A 13971-nucleotide genomic window follows, 5' to 3' on the forward strand; every position below is an offset into this window, starting at 1 on the left:
CTTTTTATAGAAAATACATACCTTTGGATGCTGAATGATTAAACACGGTAAGATTTTATGCGTTTTTGGGTATGTATTTTAGTGCTTTTATTTGTACACAATCAATTTTCGAGGGCTGATAAAACTATACATAGTGATTCTCTCTATACTGAAAAGTATATCAGGGATATTTATATCTCTGATTCTAAGCGAGCTCTGCAATTACTGGACGAAGCGGAGAACAGGAAAACAATATCTTTGCGGGTTATAAACGAATTGCGTAGTTTGTCATATAGTAATATGTATATGAACAAACTCGCGTTTATGTATGCGAAAAAAGCTTATCTGCTTGATTCCATATACCAGAAAGACCCGGAACACATGCTGAAAATGACAGTTTATTTGGCTGAGTTCTCGGCAATGATGAGCAAGTATAATGAAAGTATGCATTATGCATTAGAGGGAATCAGACAGGCACAAGAATTAGGAAACAGAGAGGCTAGAGCCAGATTGTTTTTCTGCATGGGAGAGAATAACTGGAGATTGTCTTTTAAAGACAAGGCATATGATTATTTCGATCGGACTATTGAATTGCTGCGCGGGTCGAAGGAGAAGCGTGAAATGATGCTGCTTTCATACTATTATGGGGCGAAAATGGGGTTTCTGATGAATGATTCCCGAATCGAAGAGGCTCTGGAAGTAGGTTTTGAACGTGAGAAGCAGATTGAACGGCTCAAAGCATTGCCTCAAATCCCTGAAGCTTATGTGGACGGCCAATATAGTTATTTGTATTCCAAGCTGGCCTATATTTATTGCATGGAGAAGAAATATGGGCAGGCGGAACAATATTATCAGAAATACTTGTCAAAGAAAGAATCACATACTCCGGATGGAAAAATGTACTCGCTTCCTTATTTGATGCTTTCCGGACAATATGAAAAAGTCATAGATAATTGCAAAGATTTTAAGGAACTGATGAGGATCCAACAGGACACTCTGAATGAACAATATCTGACTGTTCTCCGACATGAAGTGAAAGCATACCTGGGTATGCATAAATACAAGGAAGTAGCGGAGATACGTGAAACGATTTTAGCCATAACGGACAGCATCAATACCCGGGATAGGAATAATGCCGCATTGGAACTGAATGCAATATATGGTACTTCTGAAAAAGAAGAATATATCAACGAACAGGCTTTTCAACTGAGAATCAGAAATATGACTCTCTGGTTCCTTGCATGTCTTGTTGTGCTGACTCTGTTTATGGTATGGCGTTTGTGGCATTTCAATCATGTAGTCGAATATAAGAACAGAATGCTTGCCCGGCTTATAAACGAAAAATTCGCCAATAGGAAAGATGGCAACCAGTTGTCGGAAGCATACGGACAGCAAGCTGTCATATCGGAGATAGAACCGGAATTAATCTCATCCGAAGAATTGGAAGAGTTTTCGGACGACGAAACAGGTGAAGTCAGCGGGGAAGAGGAAGAGAACAAGAAGATATTTCAGGAATTGAATCAGATAGTCCTTCAGAAACAGTTATTTCTTTCATCGGAATTGTCAAGGGAAGACTTGGCGCATATAGTACATCTGAATAACGCACGTTTCGCCCGGATGATTCGTGAATGTACAGGGACTAACTTTAACGGGTATATCAATGAATTGCGTATTACTTATGCTATCAAATTGATGAAGCAATATCCCAATTATACGATACGTGCCATAGCGGATGAATCCGGATTCAACAGTACCCCAATATTATATAATCTTTTCAAGAAAAAAACTGGCATGACACCCTACGAATTTAAGAAAGCACAGGATTCGCTTAGGGATTAAGAGTTCTTGGTAAACAATTCTCGGCTTTTTCGGTTTATTACTATAAAGTTAATTAAATAAATATAGTAATGTTACAAGTTAGGATAAAGCGAGTGTACGAGGATTTTTCAGAAACAGACGGATACAGAGTATTGGTAGACAAGCTATGGCCGCGAGGCATTAAAAAAGAATGGCTGAAATGTGATTATTGGGCAAAAGACATAACACCGTCCGCTGCCCTGCGTAAGTGGTTCCACGAAGATATACCGGGACACTGGAATGATTTCTCCGTCCTGTATCAGAAAGAGCTGGACGCGTCTCAGGCAGTGACCGATTTTCTTTCCTTTATCAAGCCGCATCCGGTGGTGACACTCCTTTATGCTTCGAAAGAACCCGTGTACAATCATGCCCGAATCCTTCGCGATTATTTGGAAATGCGTCTGAAAGAGTGAAATTAAAGTAATTTTTATCTGTTTACGCTTTCTGTCCTTCACTCAATTTCCTACCTTTGTAATCTAAATCAAAATCGTGTAGCCATGAAGTATAAATTATTGGTCCTGGATGTAGACGGAACACTGCTTAATGATGCGAAAGAAATTAGTAAACGTACACTGGCCGCCTTGCTGAAGATTCAGCAGATGGGAGTACGTATCGTGCTGGCTTCCGGCAGACCGACTTATGGTTTGCTGCCATTGGCGAAGTCTCTTGAACTTGGAAACTATGGTGGCTTTCTCCTTTCTTATAACGGTTGCCAGATAATCAATGCACAGAACGGAGAAATCCTGTTCGAACGTCGTATTAACCCCGAAATGCTGCCTTATCTGGAAAAGAAAGCCCGCAAGAATGGCTTCGCGTTATTTACGTATCACGATGATACGATTATTACGGATTCTCCCGAAAATGAACATATCCAAAATGAAGCCCGACTGAACAACCTGCAAGTGATTCGGGAAGACGAATTCTCCGCAGCTATTGATTTCGCTCCCTGCAAATGTATGCTCGTCAGCGATGACGAAGAAGCGCTTGTCGGCTTGGAAGAACATTGGAAGAGACGCCTGAACGGAGCATTGGATGTCTTCCGTTCCGAGCCGTACTTCCTCGAAGTAGTTCCCTGTGCCATTGACAAAGCGAATACGTTAGGCGCCCTGCTCGAAGTGTTGGGCGTGACACGCGAAGAAGTGATTGCCATCGGCGACGGCGTGTGTGACGTAACCATGCTTCAATTGGCCGGACTGGGTATAGCTATGGGGCATTCTCAGGATTCGGTGAAGGCTTGTGCCGACTATGTGACAACTTCAAACGAAGAAGACGGAGTAGCTCTTGCTGTGGAAAAAGCGATTATCGCCGAAGTCCGTGCAGCGGAAATACCTCTTGACCAGTTGAATGCACAGGCACGCCACGCATTAATGGGAAACCTGGGCATTCAATATACCTATGCTGATGAAGACCGTGTAGAAGCTACAATGCCCGTAGACCATCGTACGCGCCAGCCTTTCGGAATATTGCATGGCGGCGCTACTCTTGCGTTGGGAGAGACGGTTGCCGGACTGGGTTCAATGATTCTTTGTCAGCCTGACGAAATCGTGGTAGGAATGCAAGTCAGCGGAAACCACATCTCTTCTGCCCACGAAGGGGATACCGTGCGGGCAGTAGCGACCATTGTGCACAAAGGACGCTCATCCCACGTATGGAATGTAGACGTCTTTACTTCAACCAACAAACTGGTGTCTTCCATACGGGTAGTCAACAGTGTTATGAAAAAAAGATGATTGACGAAGAAATAAGTAATCTGACAACTATTGATACATTCATCCGGCAACAACAACCGTTTGCCGTTTACCGTATTCCCGGAGAGAAAACCCCTCGTTTGTTGACACAGGTCGGGGGGGCTGTCCGCTTGATCTATGACCTCAAAGACCTGGACGGGCAGCGGGGATTTGTCATCGCCCCGTTCCGGGTGAGCGAAACATGTCCGATTGTGCTGATACAACCGGAGCAGTGGGGACAACCACTGCCAATTGACGAGGATACGGACGAAGAACAGGAAAAAGCCCGACAACTGCAAGGACAGGAGACATTCCTGAATACTTGCACGGAAAAGTATGCCGCCTGTTTTCATACATTTATAAATGCCTTGCGTGACAAGACTTTCGACAAATTAGTGCTTTCCCGTGAACTCACTATCGGTATCGGTCAGATGCCGGATTTCTCTCCCTCATCAGTGTTCCGTGCGGCTTGCAAACGTTATATCCATTCCTATATATACCTGTGCTATACCCCTCAAACGGGTATCTGGCTCGGCAGCACCCCCGAAATCATCTTGTCGGGCGAAAAAGACGAATGGAACACGGTGGCACTGGCCGGAACGCAACCTTTGCAGGACGGCAAATTACCGCAAGCGTGGGATGAGAAGAACCGGAAGGAGCAGGATTATGTAGCATCCTATATCCGCCGGCGACTTCTTTCATTAGGCATCCGTTCTACGGAGAACGGACCTTATCCTGCCTATGCCGGAGCATTGTCGCATCTGAAAACCGATTTTCATTTCTCCTTGAAAGATAATAAGGATTTGGGGAATCTTCTGAAAGTTCTGCACCCGACGCCTGCCGTGTGCGGGCTTCCCAAGGAAGAAGCCTATCAATTCATATTGGAAAACGAAGGTTACGACCGCCGTTACTATTCCGGCTTTATCGGATGGCTCGACCCCGACGGAAGGACGGATTTGTATGTGAACCTGCGCTGTATGCATATCGAAGACAAGCAACTGACCCTTTATGCCGGCGGCGGATTACTGGCGTCTTCGGAACTGGACGACGAATGGCTGGAAACGGAAAAGAAGTTGCAGACCATGAAACGGCTGATAGCTTATTAATCACTAATTCACTAATCACTAACCATCATGTACACAGATAAGAAGAACATACTCCAACTGGTTGCGTTGCTTCAGGCGCACGGGATTACTAAAATTGTATTGTGTCCGGGCAGCCGTAACATACCTATCGTGCATACCTTGTCCAACCATCCTGATTTTACCTGTTATGCGGTGACAGACGAAAGGAGTGCGGGGTATTTCGCCATCGGGCTTACGTTGAATGGTGGCAAGCCTGCTGCAATCTGTTGCACTTCCGGAACGGCATTATTGAATCTCCATCCGGCTGTGGCAGAAGCCTTCTATCAGAATGTTCCTCTGGTTGTCATCTCTGCCGACCGTCCCGCAGCCTGGATAGGGCAAATGGACGGACAGACACTTCCGCAACCGGGTGTATTCCAATCACTGGTCAAAAAGTCAGTCAATCTTCCGGAGATTCACACGGATGAAGATGAATGGTACTGCAACCGCCTGATAAATGAAGCCCTGCTGGAGATGAACCATCACGGAAAGGGGCCGGTTCATATCAATGTCCCAATTTCCGAACCGTTGTTCCAGTTTACGACGGATACCCTGCCCGAAGTACGTGTCATCACGCGTTATCAAGGCTTGAACGTCTACGACCGTGATTACAACGACCTCATCGACCGGATGAATAAATATCAGAAACGGATGATTATTGTCGGTCAGATGAACCTTATCTATCTGTTTGAAAAGAGATATACCAAGTTATTATATAAGCACTTTGCCTGGCTGACGGAGCATATCGGCAATCAGACTGTTCCCGGTATCCCGGTGAAGAACTTCGACGCGGCGCTCTATGCTATGCCCGAAGAGAAAATAGACCAGATGTCTCCCGAACTGCTGATTACTTATGGCGGGCACGTCGTCTCCAAACGATTGAAGAAGTTCCTTCGCCAGCATCCGCCCAAAGAACATTGGCACGTATCGCCGGACGGTGAAGTGGTCGACCTCTACGGTGCATTGACTACCGTGATTGAGATGGACCCGTTCGAATTCTTGGAAAAGATAGCGAGCCTGCTCGACAACCGTACTCCTGAATATCCCCGTGTGTGGGAGAATTATTGCAAAATCATCCCCGAACCGGAATTTGCCTATTCGGAGATGGCGGCTGTCGGTGCATTGATAAAGTCCTTGCCGGAATCATGCGCCTTGCATCTGGCAAATAGTTCGGTCGTCCGTTATGCCCAGTTATATGCCATTCCCTCTACGATTGAAGTCTGCTGCAACCGGGGGACGAGTGGCATTGAAGGTTCGCTTTCTACGGCTGTCGGCTATGCGGCGGCTTCTGATAAGCTGAATTTTATAGCCATCGGGGATTTGAGTTTCTTCTATGACATGAATGCGTTGTGGAATGTGAATGTCCGTCCCAACCTGCGTATTCTTTTGTTGAATAACGGTGGCGGGGAGATTTTCCATACCTTGCCGGGGCTGGATATGTCGGGCACTTCGCATAAGTTTATCGCGGCTGTTCATAAAACGTCTGCCAAAGGTTGGGCGGAAGAACGGGGATTCCTTTATCTGCAAGCGGAGAATGGCGAGGAACTGGCTGAAACCATGCAGATTTTCACTCAACCGGAAGCGAAGGAACGCCCTGTCTTATTGGAAGTGTTCACCAACAAGAACAAAGACGCACGAATGCTGAAAAATTATTATCACCAATTAAAACAAAAATAGATTATGTCAACACAAAGAGAGTGGACAACTATCAGAGAATACGACGATATTCTCTTTGATTACTATAATGGAATTGCCCGTATCACCATCAACCGTGAGCGTTATCGTAACGCATTCACCCCGACTACTACTGCCGAAATGAGTGACGCATTGCGCATTTGCCGCGAGGAAGCGGACATAGACGTGATTGTTATCACCGGAGCCGGAGATAAAGCCTTCTGTTCGGGCGGTGACCAGAATGTGAAAGGACGTGGCGGTTATATCGGCAAAGACGGCGTTCCCCGTCTGAGTGTGCTGGACGTGCAAAAACAAATCCGTAGCATTCCGAAGCCGGTGATTGCTGCCGTGAACGGATTTGCCATCGGCGGCGGGCACGTACTCCATGTGGTATGTGACTTGTCTATCGCTTCGGAGAATGCCATCTTCGGTCAGACAGGCCCTCGTGTAGGCAGCTTTGATGCCGGATTCGGTGCGTCTTATCTGGCACGTGTCGTAGGGCAGAAGAAAGCTCGCGAAATCTGGTTCCTCTGCCGGAAGTATAATGCGCAGGAAGCCTTGGATATGGGCTTGGTGAATAAGGTAGTCCCCTTGGAACAACTGGAAGACGAATACGTGCAATGGGCGGAAGAAATGATGCAGCTCAGCCCGCTGGCTTTGCGCATGATTAAAGCCGGACTGAACGCCGAACTGGACGGTCAGTCGGGTATCCAGGAACTGGCAGGTGACGCGACATTGCTTTATTATCTGACGGATGAAGCTCAAGAAGGAAAGAATGCGTTTTTGGAGAAACGCAAACCGAACTTCAAGCAATATCCTAAGTTCCCATAAACCATGCGGAGCACTCAAATATTTACATCTGATGGATTGCAAAATTCAAATAACTCCCCGCTTGCTCCATTTCAAGCAACCGGCAGGAACCTCACGAGGTACGTATACAACACGAAAAGTCTGGTATCTACATCTGACTTCTCCCGATTTTCCGGGTAGGGTAGGGATAGGGGAGTGTGCTCCTCTACCAGGACTTAGCTGTGATGATCTACCCGATTACGAAGATATATTGGAAGATGCCTGCCGGGAAGTGGAAAGGCAAGGCGGAAAGGTGGACGTTGACGCTTTGCGCAAATATCCTTCCATTCTCTTTGGGCTCGAAACGGCTGTCCGCCACTATAATGCAGGCGGTTGGGCTATGTGGAATTCAACTTTCTCCCGTGGAGAAGCCGGAATACCCATCAACGGCCTTATATGGATGGGAGATTACAATCAAATGTTGACACAGATAGAAACGAAGATGAAGACCGGTTTCCGCTGTATCAAACTCAAAATCGGTGCCATCAACTTTGAAGAAGAACTGGCCTTGCTCCGTCATATCCGTGCCCGTTTTTCTTCAAAAGAAATAGAATTGCGTGTAGATGCAAACGGTGCTTTCTCTCCGGCTGATGCAATGGATAAACTGAAACGGCTGTCCGAGCTTGACTTGCATTCTATAGAACAACCTATCCGTGCCGGACAATGGGACGAAATGGCACGCCTGGCTTCCGAATCTCCCTTGCCGATAGCTTTGGATGAGGAATTGATAGGCTGCAACACTCCGGAAGAGAAACGAAAGCTCCTTGCCGACATTCATCCCCAATATATCATCATCAAACCTTCCCTACATGGAGGATTCACCGGTGGAAACGAATGGATTGACGAAGCTGAAGAACAACAGATCGGCTGGTGGATTACTTCTGCTTTGGAGTCAAATATCGGTCTGAATGCCATCGCCCAATGGTGTGCCACCTTTGATAATCCGTTGCCTCAAGGCTTGGGAACAGGACAACTTTTTACGGACAACGTAGAAATGCCCCTTGAAATAAGAAAAGACTGTTTGTGGTTTTGTAATGACGCAATTTGATAATGCCCGATGATATTTGACCGAAAACAGCAATTTTTGCTATTGGAAGGGAAAGAATATACTTCTGAAGATATAGCCCGGTTTGTAGCGGAAGGAGCGGAAAACTATCCTTCTGCCATATGGGATTTATATCTTTTCCTGAACGAATGGTTCAATGATTCTCCTGTCATAACTGTTCATACTTCGGGTTCCACAGGTACGCCGAAAGAACTGGTTGTACGCAAAGACCAAATGATGCAAAGCGCACGCCTGACTTGCGAATTTCTGAATCTGCAAGCGGGAGACGCCGCTTTGTTATGTATGAATCTGCGTTATATCGGAGCGATGATGGTAGTAGTACGCTCTTTGGTGGCAGGGCTGAATCTGATAGTGCGTCCTGCTTCCGGCCATCCTCTCTCTGATATAAGCGAACCTCTGAAATTTGCGGCAATGGTTCCTTTGCAGGTTTATAATACTCTTCATGCTCCCGAAGAGAGAGAACAGTTGAAGCAAACGGAGATTCTGATTATAGGTGGCGGAGCAGTCGATGAGGCTTTAGAAACTGAGATAAAATCTCTCCCGATAGCTGTCTATTCCACTTACGGCATGACTGAAACATTATCCCATATAGCGTTGCGCCGCTTGAACGGAAATTCTGCGTCCGACCATTACTATCCTTTTTCTTCAGTAACATTGTCTTTATCTCCCGAAAACACATTAGTTATTGAAGCCCCTCTTGTCTGCGATGATATTTTGCAGACCAATGACATTGCACGTATCTATCCCGATGGCAGTTTCATTATTTTAGGTCGAAAAGATAATGTTATCAATAGTGGCGGTATTAAGATTCAGGCGGAAGAGGTGGAGAAGTTACTTCGTCCTTTCATTCTTCAGCCATTTGTCATTACTTCAGTTCCCGACCCTCGTTTGGGACAGGCGGTGACCTTATTGTTCGAAGGTCAGTTGGATATGGAAGAACTAAAAAATAAGGTGCAGGAGATACTGCCACCTTATGAACGTCCTAAATATATTCGAATGGTGGATTTAATTCCTCAAACGGGGAATGGTAAAATCAACCGTATCGAATGCCGCACTTTAGCGGAGAAGCTATTGTAGTCGTTATACTTCTTCTATTCGTGTCAATTCCCATCCGCAGAATTGCATAACGATGCAATTTTTTTGTTCTGTTACATATTTTATTATGAGCCTTACAACACTAATGTGGCTATCTCAGGCGATAAAGTAATCGTTTTATCTTTATTGATGATAATAATATTGGCATTATACAGTGAATTTATTATTTCTTTATAAGTGATTGCTCCCACACTTCTCCCTCTACTAGAAGAGTTTTCATTTTCATTTCTCATATTCTCATGATTATTAGTCAATGGGTTGAAATAGACTGAAATAGGGAATGAGAAATGTTTTCGGATATAGGCATTTCTCATTCTTTATTCCTAAAAACGGGTATTTTTCATGCTCATTATCATCATTTCTCATGGTAGTTGTATGGTAATCTACTGCTATTTTACGCCTGAATCATTAATAGAAAAGTTATTCTTCATTAAGGGTAAACTTGTTTTGGATTAATTGCAAACTTGCTCTTCACCTATCATAAACTATAAATGCAAGCTTTGATTATATAAATGCAAGCTTCATTTTTATAAATGCAACCTTTGATTATAAAAACAAAGCTTGCATTTATAGTTTATGATTAATCGAAAGCAACTTTAGATATAAAGGATTGGAAGTTTACTATTAACCAATAGCAACTTTTCTATTAATACTTTTCAGATGAATAAGTAATAGTTGGGATGTGAAGATAAGGTAGAATCGCTATGCTCGGTAGAATAACAGAAATAACAACGGCAAATAATCTTTCAGTTCTTCCCGTAAAAGTTCCATTGTCTTTTGTTTGTAGCGGTTGATGGATTTTACACTGAGATTCATCTCTTCCGCAATCTCTGCATGCGTTTTACCTTCAAAGAAGCTTTTCATAAATACTGTACGATAATTCTCAGGAAGTTTATCCAATGTTTCGTATAGCATCCGGTACAATTCATCGAGTGTATATATACTATCCGGCTCTAATTCATAAACAGGCGCTTTCTTTTGTATATTTTCAGCATAACTCCATTCATGTTCCTGATGCTTCAGGAAGTTCAGGCAACTGTTTTTCACGCATATTTTGATGTATCCCAATGCGGTGTCCGATTGCAGGACGAAAGAATCCGTATCCAACTTATCCCATAATGAAGCGAATACATCCGAGACAATGTCTTCGCGTGTCTCTTTATCATCAACAAACCTTTTTGCATACAGGCAGAATGGGGCGTAATACTCCTCATATAATTGCTTGAAAGCCCGTTCTTTACTCTGTTTGGAAAAAGAAATTTTCATTATTTAGAAGTTCTGTGTTTTTTCATTTTTGCTGCAAATATATAATAAGATAATTATCAAAGCCTAATTTTCGATTCTTTTTTTTGCTTTCAACACTAATGAATAGAAAATAATCAGATGAGGCTGTCCTTTTGTATATAGGTTGATTGTATTATATATAAACAGGATTGAAATATGAAAAACAAGTTTTTTTTATTGGCTATAACCTTTTGTTTGCCAATACATTCTCAAGAAGTTTCCAAGTCTTTTATTCCGATGGCTGAAATACCTGCCGGAAGTTTTTATATGGGAAGTGACGGATTAGGCGAAGATTTTGATGAGGCTCCTATCCATCAGGTAGTAATCTCTCGCCCGTTTCGTATGGGAATCACTGAAATAACGAATGCGCAATATGAATCATTCCGTCCGGAACATCGGGCATTACGAGGAAAAAATGGTGTTTCACTGGAAGATGATGAAGCAGTCGTCAATGTGAGTTATTCCGATGCTGTTGCCTTTTGTGAATGGCTTAGCCGGAAAGAAGGCAAAAACTATCGTTTGCCAACAGAAGCGGAATGGGAATATGCTTGTCGGGCAGGCACATACACACTATTTTCTACAGGAGACGGGTTACCTGCAGTTTATCATCGGAATCAAAAAGTGGTTCGTGACTTTGATCCGGTATCTTTAAAAGTAGCCCAGACTCCTCCTAATACATTCGGGCTTTATGATATGCATGGAAATGTGGAAGAATGGTGCTTGGATTGGTATGCTCCTTATTCCGCAGAAAAGCAGAAAGACCCGGCAGGACCGTTGACCGGAGAGTTTCGGGTCACTCGAGGAGGGAGTCATCACACCCCGGAGAAATACTTGAGAAGTGCCAATCGACTGGCTATGCTTCCGGAAGATAAACATTCCCAAACTGGATTTAGAATTGTGGAAGCCGATACTCGTTTGAATGTATCGGGAACATCTGCCCCTGTCCCGTTCAATCAGGAATCTGTAAAAAATGCATCTATAAAATGGAAAAAAGTATCTGCTGTCACACCGATGTTTTTGCCTCCGATACCATTTGTGGTACGTCCGGCATGTGATTCGAATATCCCATTTTATCTGCATAATCATCAGCCTGCAGTTACGTGGTGTGATAATGGAGATTTGCTGGCAATATGGTTTTCTGCAAATGAAGAGAATGGGAGAGGGATGACAGTACTCGGTTCCCGCTTGCGTGCCGGGCATACTGATTGGGATGTGGCTTCTTTATTCTTTAAGGTTCCGGATCGGAATATGACAGGAAGCGCTTTGCTCAATGACGGGAAAGGAAAATTGTATCATATCAATGGAGTGGAAGCGTCGGGAGACTGGCAGAATCTCGCAATGGTACTACGTACCAGTACAGATAACGGTGCTTCATGGAGCACTCCTAAACTGATAGCTCCCGAACATACCAAACGTCATCAGGTAATAGCTGGTACGATTCGCACACGTGAGGGATGGCTGGTTCAAGCCTGTGATGCGGGTCCTGGCAGTCATGATGGGGCAGCTGTTCAAGTCAGTAAAGATGGAGGAAAAACATGGTGCGATCCTTGGGATGGCGCTCCTTTGCCGGATTTCAAAGAAGGAGGAACGGGAAGTACAATCGCAGGTATCCATGCGGGAATTGTACAATTAGGGAACGGAAGTTTGATGGCTATGGGGCGTGGTAATAGCATACGGAATAAAGAAGGAAAACTCCGAATGCCAATGAGCATATCAGATGATATGGGAAAGACCTGGAAATATGTAGCAAGCGAACTCCCTCCTATTGACGGAGGCCAGCGTCTTGTTTTAATGAGACTGAATGAAGGACCTTTGCTATTGGTTTCTTTTACAGACCATCCGCAACGTACGCCTTTGGAAGAACGTGGTCTGGAATTTAAGGATAAAAATGGAAATGTGAAGAAAGGATATGGCATGTATGCGGCTCTTTCCTACGATGAGGGAAAAACATGGCCGGTAAGAAAACTACTGACGGACGGTGAATATCGCTTTTTAAACGGTGGAGCATGGACGGGATATTTCGAAATGGATGAAAATCATGCTGAACCACGTGGCTATCTTGCAGGAACACAAACTCCTGATAATGTGGTTCATATCCTTAGTAGCCGATTGCATTACCGCTTCAATTTGGCATGGCTCGAAAAATAAAATAAAAAAAGTTTGTTTTTGCTGTCCTTTTCCAATTGCTTCAGTTGTATTATAAGTGTAATTACAATTAAAAGATAAGATTTTGAAAAAAAATATGGAAAATATGAGTCCGGAATCATTGCTCCGTAAAGCACAAGCATTGGGAGATGATATTAAAGAAATGGAATCCATTGATGTATTGGGTGCCTATTATCAAGCACAAGCCAAAATAAAAACTAATAGAAGAAAGAACATATATAATCAACTGATGCGTTATGCAGCATTTCTGACTATACCTTTATTTCTCTCTTCTCTGCTTTTGGGATATTTATATTTTAGTGGAACAGAAACCGACGAGAAATATGCAGAGGTGGTAACCGCTACCGGTTCTGTCATACGTTATGAACTTCCGGATCATTCTGTAGTATGGTTGAATGCAGGTAGTACATTGCGTTATCCTACCACTTTCAAGAAAGACAACCGGTTGGTAGAACTGAAGGGTGAAGCATATTTCGAAGTGCAGGCAGACAAAGATCGTCCTTTCTATGTAAATACTCCGAATGGCTTGAGCGTATATGTTTATGGTACCAAATTTAATGTAGCTGCTTATGAGGATGATAATTATATAGAAACAGTATTGGAAAAAGGTAAGGTAAATGTGATAACCCCTAATCAGGAAACAATTGTATTGGCTCCTGGAGAACAGTTGCTTTACGATAAACAGAGTCAAAAGTCGGAAAAAAATAAAGTGGATGTCTATGGAAAGATAGCTTGGAAAGATGGAAAACTAATTTTCAGAAATGCTTCATTAGAAGAAATCCTGAAGCGCCTGGAACGACATTTCAATGTAGAAATTCAGTTTAACAATAGGTCTGGAAAAGAATATAAGTACCGGGCTACTTTCCGGACTGAAACTCTGTCGCAGATATTGGATTATCTGGCCAGGTCTGCCGATTTAAAATGGAAAGTTGAAGAACCGCAGCAACAGGCAGATGATACATTATCAAAGACTAAAATTAGAGTAGATTTATATTAGAGTAGTAACCCTTAAAATAAAAGCCCATGGAATAACACAAGAGAATAAAAGAAAGGAAGAAAGCTGCTACCAACAGCTGTCTTCCTCCGAATTTTCCAGATTCACGGTACAAGGTCTCGCAAACACTAGCCGGAATCAAACCATAGTTCATTT

Annotated in this window: 12 protein-coding genes; 10 read left to right on the forward strand and 2 right to left on the reverse strand. The window is 43.6% G+C overall.

The annotated features are described in order from the left end of the window. The first annotated feature begins 57 nt into the window (after positions 1-57). From BQ7997_RS22905 to BQ7997_RS22940, 8 genes are all read left to right on the forward strand, one after another. On the forward strand, positions 58-1818 hold the full coding sequence (locus tag BQ7997_RS22905; RefSeq protein ID WP_073348182.1) for a helix-turn-helix domain-containing protein: 1761 nt from the start codon (positions 58-60) through the stop codon (positions 1816-1818). A gap of 68 nt (positions 1819-1886) precedes the next feature. After that, positions 1887-2249 carry a DUF488 domain-containing protein gene (locus BQ7997_RS22910; protein WP_073348183.1) on the forward strand — a complete coding sequence of 121 codons (363 nt, stop codon included), beginning with the start codon at positions 1887-1889 and terminating at the stop codon, positions 2247-2249. 84 nt (positions 2250-2333) lie between these two features. Next, complete coding sequence (locus tag BQ7997_RS22915; RefSeq protein ID WP_073348184.1) at positions 2334-3566, forward strand: Cof-type HAD-IIB family hydrolase; 1233 nt, start codon at positions 2334-2336, stop codon at positions 3564-3566. Next, complete coding sequence (locus BQ7997_RS22920; protein WP_073348185.1) at positions 3563-4669, forward strand: isochorismate synthase; 1107 nt, start codon at positions 3563-3565, stop codon at positions 4667-4669. Before BQ7997_RS22915 ends, BQ7997_RS22920 begins: the two co-directional genes overlap by 4 nt. Positions 4670-4696: 27 nt before the next feature. Next, positions 4697-6364 carry a 2-succinyl-5-enolpyruvyl-6-hydroxy-3-cyclohexene-1-carboxylic-acid synthase gene (gene menD / locus BQ7997_RS22925; protein ID WP_022140109.1) on the forward strand — a complete coding sequence of 556 codons (1668 nt, stop codon included), beginning with the start codon at positions 4697-4699 and terminating at the stop codon, positions 6362-6364. A gap of 3 nt (positions 6365-6367) precedes the next feature. Continuing rightward, positions 6368-7192 carry a 1,4-dihydroxy-2-naphthoyl-CoA synthase gene (gene menB / locus BQ7997_RS22930; RefSeq protein WP_022140108.1) on the forward strand — a complete coding sequence of 275 codons (825 nt, stop codon included), beginning with the start codon at positions 6368-6370 and terminating at the stop codon, positions 7190-7192. Positions 7193-7223: 31 nt separating this feature from the next. Further along, entirely contained in the window at positions 7224-8258 is a 1035-nt protein-coding gene (locus BQ7997_RS22935) for an o-succinylbenzoate synthase (protein WP_073348186.1), read from the forward strand. A gap of 9 nt (positions 8259-8267) precedes the next feature. Then, a complete protein-coding gene (locus tag BQ7997_RS22940) occupies positions 8268-9353 on the forward strand; it encodes an AMP-binding protein (protein ID WP_073348187.1) in 1086 nt (361 codons plus the stop codon). 92 nt (positions 9354-9445) lie between these two features. Here the strand turns inward: BQ7997_RS22940 and BQ7997_RS25545 are convergent, their stop codons facing one another. Together BQ7997_RS25545 and BQ7997_RS22950 are read right to left on the reverse strand one after the other, a co-directional pair. After that, the gene (locus tag BQ7997_RS25545) at positions 9446-9604 is read right to left on the reverse strand and encodes a hypothetical protein (RefSeq protein ID WP_159436791.1); all 159 of its coding nucleotides are present in this window, start codon (positions 9602-9604) and stop codon (positions 9446-9448) included. A 469-nt stretch (positions 9605-10073) separates the two neighbouring features. After that, positions 10074-10637 (reverse strand): RNA polymerase sigma-70 factor, encoded by a 564-nt coding sequence (locus BQ7997_RS22950; RefSeq protein ID WP_073348189.1) that lies wholly within the window; start codon positions 10635-10637, stop codon positions 10074-10076. 174 nt (positions 10638-10811) lie between these two features. Here BQ7997_RS22950 and BQ7997_RS22955 point away from each other — a divergent pair, with 174 nt between their 5' ends. Beyond that, positions 10812-12803 (forward strand): SUMF1/EgtB/PvdO family nonheme iron enzyme, encoded by a 1992-nt coding sequence (locus BQ7997_RS22955; RefSeq protein WP_073348190.1) that lies wholly within the window; start codon positions 10812-10814, stop codon positions 12801-12803. A gap of 94 nt (positions 12804-12897) precedes the next feature. Continuing rightward, on the forward strand, positions 12898-13818 hold the full coding sequence (locus BQ7997_RS22960; RefSeq protein ID WP_073348191.1) for a FecR family protein: 921 nt from the start codon (positions 12898-12900) through the stop codon (positions 13816-13818). The last annotated feature ends 153 nt before the right edge of the window (positions 13819-13971 follow it).

This window comes from Bacteroides congonensis (genome assembly GCF_900130125.1).
GTDB classification, from domain to species: domain Bacteria; phylum Bacteroidota; class Bacteroidia; order Bacteroidales; family Bacteroidaceae; genus Bacteroides; species Bacteroides congonensis.

Excerpts from the sequence above, each read along its gene's own strand:
- BQ7997_RS22905 (WP_073348182.1), top strand. The coding sequence starts at position 58 with ATGCGTTTTTGGGTATGTATTTTAGTGCTTTTATTTGTACACAATCAA.
- BQ7997_RS22910 (WP_073348183.1), top strand. The coding sequence starts at position 1,887 with ATGTTACAAGTTAGGATAAAGCGAGTGTACGAGGATTTTTCAGAAACA.
- BQ7997_RS22915 (WP_073348184.1), top strand. The coding sequence starts at position 2,334 with ATGAAGTATAAATTATTGGTCCTGGATGTAGACGGAACACTGCTTAAT.
- BQ7997_RS22920 (WP_073348185.1), top strand. The coding sequence starts at position 3,563 with ATGATTGACGAAGAAATAAGTAATCTGACAACTATTGATACATTCATC.
- menD (WP_022140109.1), top strand. The coding sequence starts at position 4,697 with ATGTACACAGATAAGAAGAACATACTCCAACTGGTTGCGTTGCTTCAG.
- menB (WP_022140108.1), top strand. The coding sequence starts at position 6,368 with ATGTCAACACAAAGAGAGTGGACAACTATCAGAGAATACGACGATATT.
- BQ7997_RS22935 (WP_073348186.1), top strand. The coding sequence starts at position 7,224 with ATGGATTGCAAAATTCAAATAACTCCCCGCTTGCTCCATTTCAAGCAA.
- BQ7997_RS22940 (WP_073348187.1), top strand. The coding sequence starts at position 8,268 with ATGATATTTGACCGAAAACAGCAATTTTTGCTATTGGAAGGGAAAGAA.
- BQ7997_RS25545 (WP_159436791.1), bottom strand. The coding sequence starts at position 9,604 with ATGAGAAATGAAAATGAAAACTCTTCTAGTAGAGGGAGAAGTGTGGGA.
- BQ7997_RS22950 (WP_073348189.1), bottom strand. The coding sequence starts at position 10,637 with ATGAAAATTTCTTTTTCCAAACAGAGTAAAGAACGGGCTTTCAAGCAA.
- BQ7997_RS22955 (WP_073348190.1), top strand. The coding sequence starts at position 10,812 with ATGAAAAACAAGTTTTTTTTATTGGCTATAACCTTTTGTTTGCCAATA.
- BQ7997_RS22960 (WP_073348191.1), top strand. The coding sequence starts at position 12,898 with ATGGAAAATATGAGTCCGGAATCATTGCTCCGTAAAGCACAAGCATTG.